13 protein-coding genes and 1 pseudogene are annotated in these 20064 nt (G+C 58.5%); 9 read left to right on the top strand and 5 right to left on the bottom strand.

What is annotated here, in order from left to right:
- Positions 1-294: 294 nt before the first annotated feature.
- The gene (locus tag KZ498_RS12115) at positions 295-3300 is read right to left on the bottom strand and encodes a PGF-pre-PGF domain-containing protein (RefSeq protein ID WP_312619142.1); all 3006 of its coding nucleotides are present in this window, start codon (positions 3298-3300) and stop codon (positions 295-297) included.
- A gap of 89 nt (positions 3301-3389) precedes the next feature.
- Positions 3390-4499, bottom strand: a complete 1110-nt coding sequence (locus tag KZ498_RS12110) for a hypothetical protein (protein WP_312619140.1) — start codon at positions 4497-4499, stop codon at positions 3390-3392.
- A gap of 166 nt (positions 4500-4665) precedes the next feature.
- Between KZ498_RS12110 and KZ498_RS12105 the strand changes: the two genes are divergently transcribed.
- The 3 genes from KZ498_RS12105 to KZ498_RS12095 are packed head-to-tail and all read left to right on the top strand — an operon-like array spanning position 4666 to position 6992.
- Positions 4666-4941 (top strand): hypothetical protein, encoded by a 276-nt coding sequence (locus tag KZ498_RS12105; protein WP_312619138.1) that lies wholly within the window; start codon positions 4666-4668, stop codon positions 4939-4941.
- Positions 4941-5987, top strand: coding sequence for a DUF4350 domain-containing protein (locus KZ498_RS12100; RefSeq protein WP_312619136.1), 1047 nt, complete (start codon positions 4941-4943; stop codon positions 5985-5987). The genes KZ498_RS12105 and KZ498_RS12100 overlap by 1 nt, the downstream gene beginning before the upstream one ends.
- A gap of 9 nt (positions 5988-5996) precedes the next feature.
- A complete protein-coding gene (locus KZ498_RS12095) occupies positions 5997-6992 on the top strand; it encodes a MoxR family ATPase (RefSeq protein WP_312619134.1) in 996 nt (331 codons plus the stop codon).
- A 64-nt stretch (positions 6993-7056) separates the two neighbouring features.
- Here the strand turns inward: KZ498_RS12095 and KZ498_RS12090 are convergent, their stop codons facing one another.
- The 3 genes from KZ498_RS12090 to KZ498_RS12080 all read right to left on the bottom strand — a co-directional run bounded on the left by KZ498_RS12090 (position 7057) and on the right by KZ498_RS12080 (position 10084).
- Positions 7057-7935: a hypothetical protein gene (locus KZ498_RS12090; protein WP_312619132.1), complete on the bottom strand. Its 879-nt coding sequence runs from the start codon at positions 7933-7935 to the stop codon at positions 7057-7059.
- A 173-nt stretch (positions 7936-8108) separates the two neighbouring features.
- Complete coding sequence (locus KZ498_RS12085) at positions 8109-8660, bottom strand: hypothetical protein (protein ID WP_312619130.1); 552 nt, start codon at positions 8658-8660, stop codon at positions 8109-8111.
- Positions 8657-10084, bottom strand: coding sequence for a DUF58 domain-containing protein (locus tag KZ498_RS12080; RefSeq protein ID WP_312619128.1), 1428 nt, complete (start codon positions 10082-10084; stop codon positions 8657-8659). The genes KZ498_RS12085 and KZ498_RS12080 overlap by 4 nt, the downstream gene beginning before the upstream one ends.
- A gap of 251 nt (positions 10085-10335) precedes the next feature.
- Here KZ498_RS12080 and KZ498_RS12075 point away from each other — a divergent pair, with 251 nt between their 5' ends.
- From KZ498_RS12075 to KZ498_RS12050, 6 genes and pseudogenes are all read left to right on the top strand, one after another.
- Complete coding sequence (locus KZ498_RS12075) at positions 10336-12423, top strand: hypothetical protein (protein WP_312619126.1); 2088 nt, start codon at positions 10336-10338, stop codon at positions 12421-12423.
- Between the two features lie 395 nt (positions 12424-12818).
- On the top strand, positions 12819-13559 hold the full coding sequence (locus KZ498_RS12070) for an ABC transporter ATP-binding protein (protein ID WP_312619124.1): 741 nt from the start codon (positions 12819-12821) through the stop codon (positions 13557-13559).
- Entirely contained in the window at positions 13559-14776 is a 1218-nt protein-coding gene (locus KZ498_RS12065; RefSeq protein ID WP_312619122.1) for an FtsX-like permease family protein, read from the top strand. Before KZ498_RS12070 ends, KZ498_RS12065 begins: the two co-directional genes overlap by 1 nt.
- Entirely contained in the window at positions 14776-16002 is a 1227-nt protein-coding gene (locus tag KZ498_RS12060) for an ABC transporter permease (RefSeq protein ID WP_312619120.1), read from the top strand. Before KZ498_RS12065 ends, KZ498_RS12060 begins: the two co-directional genes overlap by 1 nt.
- A gap of 343 nt (positions 16003-16345) precedes the next feature.
- Positions 16346-17557, top strand: a complete 1212-nt coding sequence (locus KZ498_RS12055; RefSeq protein ID WP_312619118.1) for a glycosyltransferase family 2 protein — start codon at positions 16346-16348, stop codon at positions 17555-17557.
- Positions 17558-19066: 1509 nt separating this feature from the next.
- Positions 19067-19951 (top strand): annotated as a pseudogene (locus KZ498_RS12050) (IS1595 family transposase).
- Positions 19952-20064 lie beyond the last annotated feature (113 nt).

Here is a 20064-nt window from a genome sequence, read left to right as displayed (position 1 = left end):
GTGACCGCCATCGTGGTCGTGTTCATATCCACTCACTGTTTCTCACCTCCATATGAACTCTCGCTTGGTGAGGTGATTAGAATATATCGACTAACTCGTATCGGAGTGACCGAGCGCTATTTTATATGGCTACTACTAGACGAACGCGTACCCACTGCTATATGTCATGGCTGACACTGGAGGGTGCTTACAGCGGACCGTCGCTACTCGAGCTTCTCGGATAGGTAGACTGCTCTATATCGGAATCAAAAAACCAGAACTTTAATTCGAACGTAGAAACGGGACGGTGACCGATTACACCCCCAGAAGTCGGTCCCGGAAGAAGAAGGCACCGGCAGCGAGTGCCGCGAGAACGATGACAATCCCGATCCCAATCAGCGGCAGGCCGCCGTCGTCACCCGGTGGCTCTGTCGACGGGACCGTCTCGGTGTTCGTTATTGTTTCAGTATCTGTCTCGGTTTCAGTACCAGTGTCGGTAGCTGCTGCTGCTTCGGTCACGGACAGGGTTCCGGCAGAGACTCCATTGACTGCGATCTGATAGCTGCCTGTATCGTCGAATGTCACAGAGACGGTTTCAGTCACGGATTCATCAGCTCCGACTGTAATCTCTCTGGTCTCGACACTGGTGCCATCAGCCGTCACATCCAGTGTGATATTACCTTCTAGGTCGCCACTGTTCTCGACAACAGCGGAGACGTCGACTGACTCACCAGTGTTGACCTCGGTAGTGCTTAGACTGGCATCGGTCACTGACACCGAGGGCTGTGCTACCCCGATAGCGAAGGAGGAGAAGCCGGGTGTGTCTGCCTTGAAGCGGTTCCCACCGAGATGCGTCGTCTCAAGGGCGTTCCACGACCCATTGTGGAAGCGGTACATGACCACACTCTCGGGTGCGATGCCCTGATTCTCAAGCCGGGTTTGCGAAACACGGAAGGTGAACGTCCCTTCACTAACCTCGCTTTCCTCGAGGTTCTTGACCTCGACCTCAATGTGGCGGAGGACCGTCTGCGCGCGGGCTACGTCAGGCGTTCCGGCCACTGGACGCTGGCTCGTGCTCACATTGACCTGCACACCACTAGCGTCCCCGGCACTGGTGATGTTCAATCGCTCAATTGCCGTTCCCTCGTTTTCGCTCGTGTCTCCCTCATTGATATCCAATACGACCGTTTGCCCTGTTGAAAGGTTCCCAACCGTGGAGACTGCCGTCCCGTTCGCTTGGGTTACTTCAGGTCTGATCGCCGGGGGCTCGGTTTCACTGTCGGGTTCGGGATCAGTGATAATCGGGTCACTACTACTGTCATCGCTACTACTATCGTCACTACTGCTGTCATCACTGCTGCTATCGTCACTACTGCTGTCATCACTGCTGCTATCGTCACTACTACTGTCATCACTGCTGCTATCATCACTGCTGCTGTCGTCACTACTGCTGTCGTCACCCAACTGAATCGTTCCGGTTGTAGTACTCAACTGGGACTCGTTATCATCGAGCGTCGAGACGACGACGTACTGATATTTGCCGTTGGTAAAGTTGTCGAACGTATCGACTGAGACCTGTGCATCCCGGTTCTCCCCGTTGACGACCGTTACCGAAGCATCGATCTGCTCGTAGTTGTTGTTGTCTGCACCACCGGCCGTAATCGGATCCGTGTTCGGCTGGTCGGTGTTCAACTCTTCAGCGAAGAACCCGATTGCGCTGCCTGCACTCACCGGACGCCCGACCTCGCCATCAGCGAGGTCATTCCCGTTGAGCGTCGTCCCATCCTCCACACGCGCGATTCCGTTAGTTTCGTTGATGGAGTGTTCGAGCTGAGCATCGTCCGATGCGGAAAAATCAGTACCGAGCTTCGACTCGTCGACGACCAGATCGAAGCGACTGTCTTCGAATGTGGATTTGTTGTAGACGGCAACTGCGTGTGTGACTTTCCCGTCATCACTGCTGTCGAACGCGCTCGTTGTATCGATATCGAACGTCAGGTTGTCTCCCGCTTCGGGTGTCCCTGGCCCGGTTACCGTGGTGCTACCTTGCTGAACAGACAGTTGATCGGCACCGATCAGGACCACCGTCCCGTCGACAGAGATATTGTGGTCAGCAAGACCCGAATTACCACTGGAAGCCCCTGTTTCGATCCCGTCACTGTCGGGCCCGTGAACCGCTGCGAAAATCACGTAATGGCCGGGACTGAACGAGGTTGTATGGGTCAGCTCTCCGGCACCGTCAAGCGATGCCGAGTTATCTAGAATCTCGAACGATGCATTCTTATTGGCCTTCTCAATGTCGGAGAGAAGCGTGAGCGCTTCCTCGGAGCTGGCTGGAGCGCCGGCACCGTCTTCAGGCTTCACCCGAGCGGCCACGAGTTCCACGTTATCCTGGTTATCGAGTTGATTACCTGCCTGCGCGAGACTCTGGTCGAAGGTGATAGTCACATCGTCGCCGCTCTGGTGAACTCCCATCGGATTCCGGTCACCGTCGAACTCACGAATCAGCGACTTGGTGTTGGTACCGTCGTTCCCGTCTGTGAAGGAGTTCCCATCCCCAAGCTGCTCCCCGTTGACCACACTCGGTTGCGTAATGCGGGTAGCGGCGTCCGTGTCATCCGTCCGGAGTGTGTAGGCTCCACGTTCCCAGCCCTGTATCTGTCCGCTGTCACTCAGGGCAAAGACCTGTGACCCGGTAATATCGGCGGGGTTATCGGTAACCAGCGTCACGGACTCAGCCTGATTGACTGTAATGGCCGTCTGAGCGACCTTGTCGTCATACACGGCCGTGAACGATGACTGGCCAGCTAATTCGATAGGGTTTGGAAGTAATTCGAACCCACTTTCTACACCGTTGTTCTTGTTCGTGTGGTACACATCAATCGCAGCGCTATCAGTGACATCCGTACCGGACGATGTCTCAACGGTCACATCTACGTTGTACGCTTCTGGAAGTTCAATCGTGCCAAGGTCAACATCCGAACTCGGTGAGCGCTTATCAATTGTGTAGAGGTCGGGAATGCCGTCGTCAGGGTAGCTATCAATGCCCTGTGTATACTGCAACGTGTACTCCTCCCCTGCGGTCACACTGATAGAATAGCTACCGGAGTTATCCAGTTTAACTGGAGTCCCGTTGCCATCCGAATCAATCGCAATCACCTCACCAGTAGTGACTGGATCCCCCGAAGAATCCTCTAACTGCCCCGTTATTGTGACACTACTACTGCCGGTACTCGCTGCAAACGCCACACCGGGGGCGAGTGCGCTGAGAACGAGTTGTGCAGTTATAATTATAATTATGCTTTTTTTACTTTTCAACATATATCCTTATGCTGATATCTGGTTAGCGGTTAATAATTGTTTCCGTCCTATCAGTAATATATCTCCGAAACTGACTGAAGAATATCAACCTATTGCCATACTGAGCGATGATAACAGACGACGACGAGCACTGCAAGCAGTCCGGTCAGAATTGTGAATCCGGGCCCTGATTCAGCGGTAGTTGCGTCGGGGGCTGCCGTCTCTGGCGTGAGCACACCGCTGTTCTCAGTCGTGGCAGTCGGCGTTCTGGTGGTGTTGGTGCGTTCTGTCTGCGTGGTTGGCGTCGGCGATTCCGTCGTCACCGTTTCTGACGGTATCCGTGTACCCGCTGCTGTTCTGGTCGCGGCTGTGGCCTCCGCAGTCTGTGTCGGTGTTTCCTCTGTTACTGTGGGTTCTGCGTCATCCGCGCCGGTGTCTCCGCCGCCACCTGACCCGGAGGCACCGGAATCGGATTCTGTCTCGGTCACCGTTGATGTCGACCGCTCTGAAATCGTTAGGGAGGACAGGTCGCTCACAGCCAAGACCTCTGCTCGTTGTCGGACGTCCTCATCGCCTCGAACGACCACGTACAAGTTATACGACGCTGGCTCGATGTCGGCTGTCGAAATGTTCGCTGTGTACTGCCCCGCCTGCTCTTTGTTCATCTGCTGGCGAGCTGCGATATCGTCATCACCGATCACGACTTCGACACGGTCTAACGAGGAATGCGTCTGAATGTCCTTTTCCGTCAGGTTCGCAGTGACCGCTAGCGATTGGCCGGATTCGATCGAGGTCGGCGCCGCAACCGACACGCTGTACCCTGCCAGGACAACAGGGTATACAGCTTTCAGTTCGTTTTCATCCCGAATCGTAATAGCGTACGTCCCCGCCTCTCCGTTCCCGAAGTAATCGACCGTATGTGTCGTGTCGCCGGAGTATCGGTCGCTACTGATTAACTGATTGTCCGGGCCGCGAAACTTGATCTCGTAGGACGCGTCGTCGGGGACGTTCGCCTCAGTCGTGACGGATTCTCCAGCGAAGACACGAGTAATCGACGTAATGCTGTACTCGGTGCTTTCGTACGTGACCGTCTGATCGGGGACGTCGAGAGACGGTGTGGCCGAGAGGGAATAGCCGGGGGCAGCAAGGGCACTCGCTGCTGTGAGGGTTACAGCAAACACAAGTATCAGTTGGAGGGGAAGCTTACCGAGACTGGTCATGATATGTCTGTAATGAGGATTCTATTCATCTCTTTCGGTTTATGTGATTAATAGGCGCAAAACCTCGCGCTTTAGCGCGGGCAGGATGTCAACCTGCCTCAATCCGCTGGAAACGTACGCTGGCTGAGCCGACAGCTACAAACGGCTCGATATCCAGATTCAACCCATGCCAACCCGGCGGCGACAGCAGTTCGTAGTTGGAAATATGGCCTGGCTGCTGGGCTCGCTGCTTGTACTGTCGCTTCTGGGCTCGCTCTCCCCTGAACTGTTTTTCGTCGTTTCGCTCATCGGGTTCCTCGTTGTCGTCGAATTAACCGCCCCGTTTGCCGTCACTCCCACATGGCGGCGGCGCCTGAAATGGGTCATCGGTATCGCCCTCGTCGTATTTGGCTACATCGTCGTCCGGCGGATTCTCGAAATACTGCCCCCAGGGATCATATAATGTTCAGCGACCGTTCCTACCCACGCCTGTTACTGCTCACACTCCTCGTCACGGTGGTCGCGACACTGCTTGTCGCTGCTGGCACCTCGTCGGCTGCCTTTGGCGTGTACAATTCACAGTGGGACGGGACGGCGGAAGTCAGAACCGCTGCCGAGGCGGCTGGTGCACAGACGACTGTCGTACAAAACACCAGTCGCTACGATGGCTCGGCACCGAACGAAACAGTTGCCGTTGTCCTGTCGCCGACCCGTGGGTACCACGAGCGAGAGACGGCGGCTGTTCGGTCGTTCGTTCGCGCCGGCGGCACACTGCTGGTTGCCGAAGACTACGGTGACGGCGGCAACGAGTTACTTTCCGCTGTCGGTGCTTCGGCCCGTATCGACGGCAGGCCGCTCCGAGACGAACGGCAAATCGGGCCCAGCCCGGCATTCCCACGGGCAGACGTCATGACGAATCACACGTACACGACGACAGTTGACGAGCTCATGTTGAACCACGGGAGTGCCGTGAATCCGGGATCGGCGACTGTACTGGCGACCGCCTCAGAGTATAGCTACCTCGATACGAACCGGAACGGAGACCTGGACACCGACGAAGAACTGATGCCACGGCCGGTCGTGACTGTCGAATCAGTCGGCTCGGGGACCGTGCTCGTCGTCAGCGACCCAAGCATCTTTCTTAATTCGATGCTGGATCGCAGCGATAATGCTGCCTTCCTGCGGGCGGTCGTGGGCGCACACGACACCGTCCTCCTCGATGTCTCTCACACTACGGCACTCCCGCCACTCGTTGCGCTCCGACTCCTGCTACAGCAATCCGGCCTGGCTACATTCCTCGGCGGCTGTCTCTCGATACTGGCGCTGTTCGCGATAGCGAAATCACCGGGTATCGCTCGCCAGTTCCCGTGGCGAAACCAGCAGTCCACATCCCAAGCCCCGGGGCTTTCGAGTGCCGACGTCAGCGCCGCCGTTCAGCGTCGCCACCCCGATTGGGACGAGGAGCGCGTCAACCGAGTCACAGACAGATTGATGAAACACCGTGAGTAACGAAAGGCAATGACTGATCCCGCAGAGCTGGCTGCAACCATCGCTGACGAAACCTCGGACATCCTGATCGGTATGGACGACCTGGTCGAACAACTGACAATCTCTCTGCTCACTCGCGGCCATGTTTTGCTCGAAGGCGTTCCGGGCGTGGCCAAGACGACGCTGGCAAACACCTTCGCACGGGCAAGCGGACTCACATTCACTCGCGTCCAGATGACGCCAGACATTCTCCCCGCAGACATCACCGGCGCCAGTATCTATCGCGAACAGACTGGTGAATTCGAGATACGCAAAGGGCCTATTTTCGAGAACGTCGTCGTCGCAGACGAGATCAACCGTGCTACGCCGAAAACCCAATCTGCGCTGCTGGAAGCGATGGCTGAGGGGCAAGTCTCGATCGAGGGCGAGACGCTCGAACTCCCCGAGCCGTTCCTGGTTATTGCGACACAGAACCCGATCGAAATGGAAGGGACGTTCGAACTCCCTGAAGCACAGCGTGACCGCTTCCAGCAGAAGCTGATCGTCGATCTGCCCGACGAAAATACGGAGCGGGCGATGCTCAAGCGGTTCGGAAACGCACCGATGATGGGGCCGAGTGACGCCAGTGCGGCTGTCTCACCTGCCGATATCGCGGCTGCTCGCGACGTTGTGATGAACGTCAACGTCGAAGAGGCCGTTCACGACTACATTCTCGGCTTGGTTGCCGCCTCGCGGACGCATGCGGATACCGCGTATGGCGCGTCACCCCGTGGATCGCTTGCGCTCCTCCAGACCGCTAAAGCCCGTGCTGCCATTCGGGGCCGGGAGTACGTCATCAATGATGACGTCAAGCAGCTAGTCGAACCGGTACTCCGTCATCGACTCGTCCTCTCGACGGATGCCGAATTGAGTAATATAACGCCCGACGACATTATCGCCGACATAGTATCGTCGGTCGTGCCGCCAGAGGGGCAGATACAGGATGTCGACCTCCTGAATGACACACCCGAACCGAGTACGGACTAGCTGACCGGTGGCAGTACTCTCCCTTCCTCAGGGAGCGAGCGAAGCGGGCGAACAGAGCGGTCGTTCACTCTTCTGAGTCAGTGTTCTCGGTCCAGCGGCATGTGAGGACAGACGCTGCGCGGTCATCAGTCGCCTCGGTGACCGTAACCGACACAGGAACGTCCAGCCCATGAGCGAGCCCCAGCCCAAACACTGAGGCAATCGGGTGATCGAACCGGTCAAGCGGCCCGTACGCGGACCCGCTCACTGCGACAGTCAGCTGGTTGTTCTCAGGGTCCATTTCTGGGGTGGCTGTTCGGGCCAGTTCGAACTGCTCGACGACGGCGTCGGCGAGTTGTTCGGCACGCGCGCCAGGCGTTGCTGCAAGGCTCCCCGTGACACTGCGTTCAACCGCTCTGAAGAGTCGATAGCCACTGGGGTCGAGAGCCACACCGCGCGCTTCCCCGTCATCCGAGACGACAATCGTCTGCTCGAGCAACTCTGTGGCAGGCAGTGGCGCTGTCTCGTGCTGTGGGACGAACAGTCGGACACTCCCATCGGCGCCAGTCGGAACATAGAGATGGGTGTCTGCTAACCCGAGTTCTTCGACAATGGCAGCCTCGTTGCCCGCAAGCGTTGCGTACACGTCTCGGCCGACCTCGGCTGCGACAAACTGCTCGGGGGTGATGTAGTACGTCAGCAGTCCGCCGAACAGACCAATACCGCCCAATATAAGCAATACGTCGCTGGCCCCTCCAGCGAAGACCGAACTGCCGATAGCCAGCATCCCGAGGAGGGCCAGGCCGGCAGCCGTCCGCTGATACTGGCTCTGTTTCGCCCGCGTGTATGAGTCACGCAGTCGCTTGTTCTCCTCGGCAAGCAACTCAAGCTGTGTCAGTACCTCTTCGCGAGCCGGCTCGTCGTCACCTGTGTCGCCGCCATCCAGTAAGCTATCGAGATTCATAGATTAGAAGAGCGTATCTGTCTCGTCCTCTCAGTTCGTATCTGGAGCTAGATTACTGTGTCGCTTCAGGTTGCCAGCACAACAACCCGAGTGCTTGTTGCGGAACCGTTCTCCGACGGCCGATCTCTTGTACGGAGGTGATACGAAATGCATAGAAGCGACTCCGGCGCGAGTTACCCGTTCGTTGGACGCGACTCCACCGGGAGATGCCCGAGTACCAACAGTAACACCCTGTGCAGCAGATACGATGCCGTTCCAAGTACTATAACGAGACCGATACCCGCCGCATAGATTCCGGACAGCGAGATCAGTCCGACGACGCCGGCGCCGAGGATCACGACACTCCCGACAAGCACGACCCCATCCGGGAGGTCCTGCAGGGCTGTCACGACATCGCTCACGAGGAGCGCGAGCAGCGAGACCGAGCCGGGGAGCAACGCCGTGACCCCGGCGTCGGCGGGCGTTACCGCAACCAGTGCGAACTGGCCGATCGCCACGGGGACTATCACTGGGAAGGCGAGCCAGCTGCTCGCGACGACAACCCACGCGATGACGCCCCAGAACCCACCCAGCAGCCAGAACGTGACGAGGACGGCGACCAGCGCACCCAGCCCAGGCCAGTTACGGTGGCTGGACCACCGGAAGGTAGCGAACCAGGGACGTTCACCGTCGGTCTCACCGTCTGTCGTGCCATCGTCTGGCTGGGTGTCCTGGGTCGGTGTCACTGGGATGCCTCCCGCTGTGCCCGCCCTGCCGATAACACACTAGCGAGGCGATCGCTGGGGCCAACCTCGAACGCAGTGACGCGAGGAATGGCCGCCAGTTCCCGTCGGAACTCCTCGAATTCCGTGTACCGACGATAAGCGTCGTCGATCTGGCCCACTGTCCGGGGTTCATACAGCACAGTTGGCGTGAGAAACACGGTGACTTGCCCGTTCCCCCGCTGTGCGACCTTCACTGCCTCTCGGAGTTCGGTCCGATGGGTGTCGTCAGTCACGATGATTGTCCTGCTGGTCCCGTCATTGCGCGCCGACGCCGTGCGGACCGCACTGAACAGCGGTTCATCCGCGATGCGCTGGACATAGGTGTCGGCTGACTCGAAAAACGGCCGGAGCTTTGTCGCAAACGGGCTTTCATCGTCCAGTCGGGCGGCTGTCCGTCTGGCACGGGCAGGGTTAACTGTCGCTGTCGAGTGGTCGGCGGTCGGATCGTCGGTCGGATCAAGCGATTTGATTCCGCTGGCGATTGTCCGGTAATGTGTGGTATCCGTACTCGGCGTGAACGTCCAAGTGAGGCCACCGTCACCCACGCCGTACCACCCGAGTGGATCGCTGTGTTCCTGTGCGCTTTCGAGTAGTGCGAGTGTGACCTGTCGGGCGAAATCCAGTTTCGTCTCGCCTGCATGGCCCGTTCCCATGGACGCGCGATGGTCAACGACGAGTATCGTTTCGAGATCTGTCTCTGCCTCGAACTCCCGAATGTACGGTTCGCTGAGGCGGGCTGTCGCCTTCCAATCGATTTGCCCGGTGGTATCACTGGGCGTGTACTGGCGAATCTCGGCCGGCGTGAGTCCGCTCCCGGTCCGTCCGGCATCGTGCTGTCCGAATCCAGCCGCAACGCGGTCACCGCCTTCACCGACGTGGATGTCGCGTGGCGAGCGTGGCTCGACAGTCACCGACGGCGTTGGGCCAGCAGTGGTTCGCTGGCGAAACAGGCCCATCGGGTCGGTGACCGTGACCGTTGGCTGGCCGAACGTGAACGCGCCAGCGACAGGCCAGGTCACCTCGAACGTCGTCTGGGCAGTTTGCGCGCCGTCGGAGAGGTGGCAGGTCGCTCGGGTCGCACGGCTAGCGACTGGTGGGTCGATATCGACAGCGATTGTCCCGTCGACCGGGGACGGCGTCTCCATCCTGACTGTCCCCAGTGTCGTTTCTTTCGCGGTGACACGAGTCCGGTCGAGCTGATGCGTGATCGCGAGGGAGTCGACCGTCGCCTGCGTCGTCCGGACGAATCGGTACTGGCGAGTGAGCAGCCAACCACCGATACTCGCAGCGCCGACGAGAAGTACCGGTCGCTCCAGCACGAGCGCCCACAGTCCCAGGAGGCCCGCAACTCCAACCGTCAGCCAGTACCGACGTGTCACCTCCATCTGTATCCCGCAACGGGAGAGCGGCAGTTAAGTGTTACAGGACAGGCGTCGATGCTGGCGTGGGCTGCTCCGCCCTCGACGCTGTGACTCGGGTGGATCGACGCGCTTGCCTCCCGATAGGTGGCAGTCATACCCTGGCCGGTGGGGGTCTACAGGCGGGACCGGCCGAATACCTCGGGGCCTGCCCCGAGGCTTTTTGAGTGGTGTTCGGTAATGCGTGGATTTTTGATGCGTGATAGCTAGTGGTGACTGTGCAACGGACGGGGTTCGGACGCGCCATCATCGTGACACTCTGCTGCCTGCTGGTGCTGACAGCGGGAGGCGGGTTCGCACCGGCTGGCGTCGCAGCCAGTGAGTCAGTCGACGGCCCGACGGTTCATCAGCAGGCGTCTCCGACGTCGACGAACAATACAACCGTGCAACACGAACGGCCCGACAACGTCTCCCAAGCAGGTGATTCACAGCGGGTCAGTCAGTGGCTGGAGGGGCGATTAACGGGACAGTTGCAGGCCAGTACGATCGAGATCTCACAGGGTGAATACGACCGCGCGAAAGCGTATCTCGGCGATGATTACGACTCTCGACTTGAGCAGTATGTCGAGGTTGCCGGGGAGACAGACGGAACGACCGACGACCAAACAGCAGCGACGCTTCGAGAGACGCAGACAGATCAGCAGGCGTTCGCGAACGCGTCACAGGCGTATCAACAGACCTACGAGGAATATCAATCAGCTCGTAGGGCAGGCAACACGACGGCGGTTCGCCAGGCCGCTCGTGACCTGGAACGCCTGTCCCAACAGGTCAGAGAGACGAATCAGTCCCTGATCGATAACTACCAGCGAATCGAGAACCAGACCGGCGTCGCGACTGGTGATTCCCAAGACACGATTAGAAATCTCTCGCAAAACATCACAGCGCAGCAAGCAGTGGTCAGAACCGAAACGTTCGTCCAGACCCGAATGCGCCTCCAGACGAACGGCTCTGCCGTTGCGTTCACCGACCCGATGGCAATCACCGGGACGATAACGACAGCCGACGGGACTACCGTGGCCAACGAGACGGCCAACATCGTCGTCGGGAACCGTACCTACCGGACGACCACCAACGAGACTGGCCGATTTGCGGTCCTGTATCGGCCAGTGTCACTCCCCGTCAACGCTACAACGACGACCGTCAGCTACCGACCACCGGCCGACTCACCCTATCTCGGGACTGCATCGACAGTCCCCGTTGATGTGACACAAGTATCGCCCTCGTTGTCGGCCACTGTGCGACCTTACACAGCCGGATACAGCGATACGGTTGCGACGAAAGTTGTTGCAACCGTTCGCGGCCGTCCGGTACCGTCATTGCCTCTGACGACGACGGTTGGCGATCGTAGTACGTGGGCACTCACAACCGGCCAAGGTGAGGCAGGGTTCACCCAGCGCGTGCCAGCGGCGATTCCCGCTGGACAGCGCTCGATTCGTATTGAGCACACGCGCGAAGCACTCGCAATTGGCCCTGCCTCGACTACAGCGCCCGTGTCTATCAGGACGACCCCAACACAGCTGTCAGTTACGTCACAGTCGCGTGGTGACCGCGTGCGTGTGCGGGGTCGATTGACCACCACAGATGGGGACACTGTATCTGACCAGACGGTCACTGTTGATGTCGGTGCCACAACTCGATCCGTCGTGACGAATCGGACCGGCTGGTATCGTGTGACACTCACAAACGTCTCACGGCCCGAGGGAACGAACCAGTCGGTTGTGGCGGTCACTGCTCAGTTCGATGGCACCCGGACGAATCTGGAGAGCAGTCAGGCCACGACCTCAGTAAACATCGGACTGCCCACAAGCAGTGCGAGCCGTGGCGCTGGGACCGGTGAGACACTCTCGTCGCTGCAGTTACTTGCCCTCGGCCTCCTCGGCGGATGCGCCGTCGTCGGGGCTGTGATCTGGGTCCAGCGACGTGAGGGCAGTGATGAGTCGGCAGCGACTGGTACCGCAGATCCGAGCCCGGATTCCGCCACTGAACTACATGAGCACTCGCGCCAGTGGCTAGACCGGGCCCGTTCGGCGCTTGCCGATGGTGAGGCGACCAGTGCGACCGTTGCCGCATACGGTGCGGTCCGTGGTCGGCTTGAAGAACAGGGCGGGCTGTCGAATTCGTTGACCCATCGGGAGTTCCGCCGGGCCTGTGAAACACAGCTCGACGCGGCCGACGATGCGCTGTTTTCGACCCTCGCCAGCGCGTACGAACGCGCGACGTTTACTGCCACGATAGATGCAGAGACCGCCGCTGATGCCGTCGAGGCAGCGGCGGAGTTACTCTCGCCCGGTGACGAATCGTCGTGACTTGGTCCACAGCCGGCTGAGCGCACACTGCCATTGGCGCCATAGAGACGTCCAGTTTACTTGCAAAACATGACGTTCGACCTATAATAACAATTGTACTGTCGTTATAGCTGACAACTACACTGCTATGACACGTCGAACTCTTCCCACAGGACCGCGTCTCAGATCGGTGGGGAGCGACGCTGGGTGGGATACTAGGTCCGTGGCCGACACTGGGTCCCCTGACAGACACGGGTGATTCAAGCACTGTCCTGAGAGTGTTCTACAGTCTGTTTTCCGGACTGGACCAACTGTCTCTGTTGCTACAATGGGAGACCGCGATAATAGTAAAACCATCATATCGGCTGGCCGTGACAAAGCAATTATGGGTCCTGACTGGAAAAGGAGAGTAAGTAATGGCTAACACCAGTATCGCCCCTGAACCGACAGCCGATCCTGTCCCCGCCGTGACGGCTGATTCTGTCGTCAGAGAGTATACCCGTGGCAGCACCGGTGTCCTGGGCCAGAACGACGCGCCTACTGTCCGAGCACTTGACGGTGTTTCGATGGCTGTCACGCGTGGTGACGTGGTCGGGATCGCAGGTCCCAGCGGCAGCGGTAAATCCACACTCCTCCATCTGCTTGCGGGCCTCGATGTCCCAACGCGTGGTACGGTTTCGATCGATGGCGATGATATTTCGTCGCTCTCTCAACGGCAACGGGCTCGCCTCCGCCTCAACAACGTCGGGATCGTCTTTCAACGCTTTCACCTCCTCGATGCCCTCTCTGCCAGAGCGAACGTCGCCCTCCCACTCGTCGAACAGGGCGAATCGAAACGTGACCGCCGCAAGCGAGCCGAGACACTGCTTGAGTCCGTGGGTCTCGGCGATCGAGCAACACACAAGCCCGGTCAGTTGTCCGGCGGTGAGCAACAGCGGGTCGCTATCGCACGCGCGCTGGTGACTGAGCCGGCACTACTGGTCGCTGATGAGCCGACCGGTGAACTCGACTCAGCGACCGGTGACCAGGTGTTAGACTTGCTCGTGGATGTCGCGGACGAACAGGCGGTTGTGCTCGCGTCACACGACCAGCAGGCCCTAGCTGTCTGTGACCAGGTCATTCACTTGCAAGACGGCACCATCGTCCGGCGAGAGTAATGCTCGGGCAACGCGTCCGCTCATTGGTAGGGTTGGCTGTCGCCCGAGTCGCTGGCCGGTTCCGGATTGCCCCGCAACGGGTGCTGTTGGCAGTGCTTGGCGTCGGCGTCGCCGTCGGACTGATGATCTCTGTCACCGGTGTCTCCCTGGGGCTGGCCTCCCAGTCCGTCGTCCAGAGCGACGGAGTGGATTACTGGCTGGTCCCCGAACAGGCGAGTGTCGAGTCGATCGCCATTTCGACTGGTGGACCACGCCTGGGTGATGTCCATCGAACCAGCCACCAGATTGGGACCGATGATCGGGTCGACTACGTCACACCCGTCTTGCTCGAACTCGTCCCGGTTCGGGATGCGACGACCGGCGAGCGAACGTACGTGTTTGCAGTGGGCGTCGTCCCGGAGCCAGAGCAGTCGGTGCTAGACATGCCGGCTGGCCGTCTCACGCCGGGGGACCCGTACTACCAGAACGGGAGCTACAACGGCACCTGGACCGGGGATGCGATCCTGAACACCGCCGCTGGGACCGTGACCAATACGTCGACTGGCTCCCAGCTCACACCGATCGGCACGAACCGGTCGATGACCGTCATCAATGTCTCGGACGGCGGGGTCGGGACGGCCGGTGGTGGTGTTCCTGTGATGCTCGTCCATCTCAGTGAACTGCAGGACCTGACCGGGAGCACGAGCGGTGACACCGCCGACCAGTTGCTCGTCAGTACGAACGATCCCAGTGTCAAGTCATCACTCGAAGGACGGTATCCGGAAACGACTGTCGTCACGCGCAGTGGCCTCTCCTCACAGCGCGTGTCAGCATCGAATCTTCCGCTAGCCGTCGCCGTCGCAGCCCTCGTTTCGGCAGTCGTCGTCGGCGTCCTCTTCGTGACGACGCTGATGGGACTGGAGGTGAGTGCCGACCGCCAGCAACTGGGTGCCCTTGCGGGAATCGGGTTTTCCCAGCGATCGCGGTCGCTACTCGTCGCCGCTGAAACGCTCATCATTTCGATCCTCGGCGGTATCGTCGGGGTCGGAATCGGTATTCTCGGCATCATCGGCGTCAACAGACTCGGTGAGCGATATTTCAGCGTCGACGCCGTCGCGGTGTTCGAACCACAGCTCGCCGGCTATGCATTACTGGTCGCTGTCGGGATCGGGCTCGTCGGGGCACTGTATCCGGTCTGGTTGAGCCGACGCGGTGATGTCTTGGAGGTGCTGGCCTGATGCTGGGCAAACTCCGGGCGCAACTCGGTATCGCCTTTGCGCAACTCCGCCATGATCGGCTTCGAACCGTCCTCGCCATTTTGGGCGTCGCGATGGCAGTCCTGGCGACCGTACTGCTCGTGAGCGTCGGCTTCGGCGTCATCGAGACCGGCCAACAGAAGTTCGACCAATCCGGTCGTGATCTCTGGGTCACCGGTGGCCCAGTCGAGATCAGACCAGGCAGTGCCGGCGGCTTCGAAAACACGCTCGTTGACTCCCATTCCGTGGCAGCGAACATCACTGCCCGAGAGGACGTTGCAACGGCGGTCCCGATGGGCTTCCAGACCGTCTACGTCGGGAAAAACACGTCTGACTATCAAACGCTCATCGGGGCTGGCGCGCCGGCTCGTGGCCCGTCAGTGCAGATAACGGAGGGACGGGGCGTCGGGAGTCCCGACACCCATTACGCCGGGGGACAGTACGACGGGCCGATGACACGCCAGGTGGTGATCGACCAGCGGACGGCTACCCTGTTGAACGTTTCTGTCAATGACACGCTGTATATCGGCGGCACGCTCGCCACAGCGCGACAGAACAAGTTCACCGTTGTCGGGATTTCCCCGACGTACTCGCGGTTTATCGGCGCGCCGACAGTGACGATGCATCTGAGTGAGTTACAGGAGGTGACGGGGACGACTGTCAGTGACCGGGGGACGTTCATTTCTATTCGGCTGCAAGATGGTGCGAACGTTACGGCTGTCGAGAACGATTTACAGACAGCCTATCCCGAATACACCGTTCGGACCAACAGGGAGCAACTTCAGGCGACGATCCAGGACCAGATCGCGGTGATCGCAAGCGGTGTCAGCCTAGTTGTCCTTGCTGTCGTCGCCGGGATTCTCCTGACGCTGAACCTGCAGCTCTCGTTTGTCTACCAGCGGCGCGAAACCTTCGCTGCACTCCAGGCACTGGGGACCCCGACGTCGTCGTTGTCCGCGATCGTTCTGACGAACACATTGTTGATTGGCCTGCTCGGGGGGCTTGTCGGGATTGGGGTGGCCTATCCAGCGACGTGGCTTGTGAATCGAGTCGCCGCTGCACTCAGCGGGTTCGAGCAAGTGGTGACGCTGTCGGACCGCGTGCTGCTGGGTGGGCTTGGCGTTGCCGTCTGTGTGAGTCTGCTCAGTGCGGTGGCCGCGAGTCTGTATCTTCGACGATTGCACCCGCTGTCAGTCCTTCGTGGTTGACCCGTCTCGGTTCGGAGGTTCAAGAGTGTGGCGCGCTGCACTGCGGGACTGCTGGATTTAGGCTCGACTCCGCAGGCGGCTTCTTTCCCTGGTCGGCGATACCTACAAGCTACCTTTCCGCTAGATTGGGTTCTGTTTCAAAAAGATATATTCAGACCAAACATATATATCACCTCTCACGTACGCTCTGGTAATGGTGTCCTACTCGGGGATAGAAAGGGTGCTACCGCTGAATCGCAGCCATATCGAACAGTTGTCAAGTCTACTACGTCGCGTCGTGTCCGGCTCGTGGCGCCGTACCCGTCGAACGCCGGCAGAGACATTCAGGGGGGCATCGTGACGGATGGCCGAAGTTGCAAACGCAACCCAGAATGGGGCCGCTGTCGCGGATGAGGCGACCACCTGGCTATGTGCAGCTGAGAGCGAGGCACAGCCGACGATCAGCGTAGTGATGCCAACGCTTGATGAGGAAGACGGCATCGCGGAGTGCATCACCCGTATCAAGACCGCGCTGGCAGAACTCGAGACGCCCGGTGAAATCATTATCAGCGACAGTTCGACTGACCGCACGCCCGAGATTGCGCGTGACATGGGTGCAATCGTCGTCGAACCCGACGGCGCCGGCTATGGCTATGCCTATCGGTACGCCTTTGAGCGGGTCCGTGGCGAGTATATTGTCATGGGCGATGCAGACACCACCTACGACTTCGAAGCGATTCCACGCCTCCTTGAGCCGGTTCGAGACGGCACTGCGGACATCTGCATGGGCAGTCGGCTCAACGGCGAGATCCGACCGGGGTCAATGCCGACGCTGCATCAGTACATCGGTAACCCCGCACTGACTGCCTTTTTGAACCTGTTCTACGATGCCGGTGTCAGCGATGCCCACAGTGGGTTCCGTGTGTTCTCTCGGGATGCGCTCGCGACACTCGACCTGGAAACCGATGGGATGGAATTCGCCAGCGAGATGATCATGGATGCGGGCGCAAAAGGGCTGAAAATTGAAGAGGTGCCGATTACCTATCACGAGCGAGAAGGCGAGGAGACGCTCGATAGCTTCCAGGACGGGTGGCGCCACATTCGGTTTATGTTGATCAACGCCCCTGGGTATCTGTTCTCGGTGCCGGGGTTGGTTGGGGCCGCCATCGGTGGCGTGTTGATGCTGCTTGCTGGCAGTGGCTTGTCAGTGGGTGGTATCAGTCTCGGCGTTCACTCTATGCTCGGTGGCAGTCTCCTGACGATCGTTGGCTTTCAGGTAACGAGCCTCGGCGTCTTCGCGACGGTTGCTAGTGACCCCATTCGGCGTCCCTCTGATCCACTGACGGAATGGCTCACATCAGCCTTCCAGTTAGAACGGAGTGCCATGGTTGGTTTGGTGGTGTTTGGAGGTGGCGCCGGCTATGCAGTGTATCTCGCGAGTCGCTGGATTGCAAGCGGGTTCAGGCAACTGCCGCTTGTCGCGGCTGATGTTGTTGCGTTTACCGCGATCGTTCTTGGTCTACAAATCGTGTTTAGTGCCTTCTTCATGAGCACGATTGCCTCCGCTCGACAGTGACTTCCTCCCCACGATTACGGAGCGAACGGCGCCACCGGTGAACTGGCTCGAGGTCAAGCCCCGAGGAATTTCCCTCGAATTCCTGTTAACGAGTACAGCGAGGTAGTCTTCTGGACCGTTCAGTGCAGCATTCACATTGGTCAGAAGATCTGATTCCACGCAGGACTGAACGACCTGCCCTACCGTCTGTTGTTTTCGCTTTAGCGTGTCTGAGGCAGTTTGAAAAACAGAAGCGGCCGGATCAGATTTTTCTGCCGGGTTTCCTCTATATGCAAGCTGGGCCGTCCTTGGTTCAACTACCCGCAGGAGTTCCGACTCTACTCACTTTTTTGTAGTTTACTGCTTACAGCGGTATTACTGAGACCTAAGCGTTCAGTAAGGTCTTTTGACACTTGAACTGGCGGGTAGGCCAACCTCATTTCCTTCAGAATATCAATTTGAGTAACCGTCGGAGCGGGTCGGGCTTAGACACTATGGAATTGGTTTGACCGGTTTAAACGTTAATATCTCTATACAGGTGTTTATCTATGACAAGTATCAGAAACCACAAACATAACAGCATGAGATAGGCGGCGTCCCATCGAACCCGTGATAGCTGACCAGCCCACCGACGAAGAATTGCATAACTCTCCTGCGAATCATAGCTTATTTGCCCTTCCTGTCCTCATTGACCGACTGCGCAGCCGCCCGTCCATACCCACGGAAGGGGGCCGCTAGTGGTGAAATCCTCGACCTGGTGGGTCTAATAAACTTCACAGAGGGACTACGTAGATGACGGCAGACTGGAACTCATTCACAACTACCCTCTGAGGCTGGAGGAGGCAGGGTACATCGAATGGGAGCGGGACAGCGGAGCGTTATCGAAAGGACTGGATTATAATGAAATCAAGCTACTGCTCGACCTCGTAGAGAACTCTGCCGACGAAATCCCACCAGACTGGTCTTGAGTAGACGATGAGTTGATCCACAGAGGGAAATGACGAACCCTTTTTGATGCATCCGTATTGCAAAACACTCTATATGACCCAGATAACAACCAGGGGCTAATCGCCCCATTCTATAGGCGTGGCTAAGCTGGAAGAACAGCCATTGGAGTTGTGTTGCGTACCGGAATCGAGACACGTCGGAGAAATCATCGAGTCGACCAAAGACGTGGTGATGCTGCGGCCCCATTACATTCGGACTCCCGTGTGTGTTGAGCGTGCTGTTGCTGAGGACGTGGAGTTTGAACTGAAGAAAGCGAGACGTAAGATGAGTGGAATAAAGCCATTAGAGACGCGTCAGTGCGTCCGCCGTGTGGAGTTCTCAGCAGGGACTGACGAGTCGGTGGTCGTCAAGATACCACACTTTCCGACGCTCAAGCCGATCTCGCTCACGTATTCGATCTGGGGATATCACTCATCCAGTCGGTATATAAACTATGAACGCTCTTTCGAAGTAGATTGTTGATAGAGAGAGCTGCGGCTGAAAGTCGAAGAGGGCAAGGGCACCGCGCCAGCGGTGCCCGATATGTTCCCAATAAGCCGGTTCGTGTCGGAATCGGCTGCAGCGGACCTGCTACAACAGATCCGCTGGCGTGATGGCGTTGAGTGCCCTCGCTGCCGTTCTGACCTCACGGTCAGAAACGGCAGCTATCGGGTGTATCAGCGGTATTTGTGTAAGAATTGCGGTCGAACGTTCAACGACAAGACCGACACGATCTTTGCTCACTCGAAGCTCTCACTGAAAGAGTGGTACTTTACGATCTACGTATTCTTACGGTTTAATACGAGTATTCGGCAGATTGAGGCGGAACTCAATCTTTCGTACAGAACGGTGAGGCGGCGCGTCGAGCGCTTCGCCAAAGCGCTCGACGCGCCTTCGATCACGCTGTCTGGACCCGTTGAAATCGACGAAGTGTACGTGTCTGCTGGCCTCAAAGGCCGCGAGCGCGACCAGGAGTCGCGCTCGCGTGGCCTGTCCACGCGTGGACGAGGATCGTACGACGGCGACAAACCGCCAGTGTTCACGCTGGTCGATCGTGGCTCAGACGATCGGTACGTCGTGCCAGCGAAATCCGCCGACGAATCGACCATTCGACTCCTGCTTGCTGACTACGACGAGGAGTCGCTGACCGTCTATACGGACGGATTTCGAGCGTACGAACCGCTCGAAGAAGACGACGCATTCACCCGCAAATACGTTGTCCACGGCGACGGAGAATACGCTGATGGCGACATCCACGTCAACACCTGCGAGAGCCACGCGTCGCTGATGCGACGGTGGCTCTCGCCCCACTGAGGAGTGTCAAAAGACAAGCTAACGCCGTATCTTAGAGCCTTTCAGCTCCGCCGCGAACTTTACAGAAAACCAGGTGACGAAGCGCTCAAACATGCTCTCACTGCCGTCCTCTGAAAATCAACAACGTGCTTCACAAGAGCGAACTATGAAAATTGAGGGAGAACAAGGGATTAGCCGATCGCCCGCAGAAGGGTCAAATAATAACTACTTACTTACCCAAGTGGTTT

Source organism: Haloarcula sp. 1CSR25-25 (assembly GCF_032027985.1).
Lineage (GTDB): Archaea > Halobacteriota > Halobacteria > Halobacteriales > Haloarculaceae > Haloarcula.
Note: the sequence above shows the minus strand (reverse complement) of the source record. Positions and strands in the feature narration are given on the sequence as shown.